1 pseudogene is annotated in these 620 nt (G+C 36.6%); it reads left to right on the top strand.

Annotated elements, in window-relative coordinates:
- Positions 1–505, top strand: a pseudogene (locus FFO06_RS20750) (RNA-guided endonuclease InsQ/TnpB family protein); the annotation flags it as partial.
- Positions 506–620 lie beyond the last annotated feature (115 nt).

Raw genomic sequence — 620 nt, 5'->3', positions numbered from 1 at the left:
AGATAAATGTGGTATTGGTCAGTTAAAATTAATTGGAACTTGGGATTTACATTTTTACCAGATTAAGCAAATAAAGAGAGTTAGGATAGTTAAACGTTCTGACGGTTACTAGATCCAGTTTTGTGTAGATGTAGAACGGAATATGGACATCAATGCCACAGGTAAAACCGTTGGTTTAGATGTTGCCCTTAACAGTTTCTACACTAATTCTCAAGGGGATAAAATTGATAATCCCAGGTATTTGCGGAAATCAGAAAAATCTTTAAAACGACTACAAAAAAGAGTTAGTCGCAAAAAGAAAGGTTCTAATAATCGCCAGAAAGCTATTAACCGTCTTGGTAGAAAACATTTGCAAGTTTCACGTCAGCGTCAAGACTTTGCTATAAAGACAGCATTGTGCGTAGTTAAATCTAACGATTTAGTGGCCTTTGAAAAACTGCAAGTGAGAAACATGGTTAAAAATAGCAAATTAGCCAAATCAATTAGTGATGCTGGATGGTCAGTGGATTTTGGATTTACGATTTTGGATTTTGGATTGACTCCACCCTCAAGTGTGGAGCTTGGGGATTTTAGATTAGCAATTTTGGATTAGTTCCGCCCTGAAATTGTAGGGGTCAACG

Source organism: Dolichospermum planctonicum, assembly GCF_005402965.1.
Classification (GTDB): domain Bacteria; phylum Cyanobacteriota; class Cyanobacteriia; order Cyanobacteriales; family Nostocaceae; genus Dolichospermum; species Dolichospermum planctonicum.
Note: the sequence above shows the minus strand (reverse complement) of the source record. Positions and strands in the feature narration are given on the sequence as shown.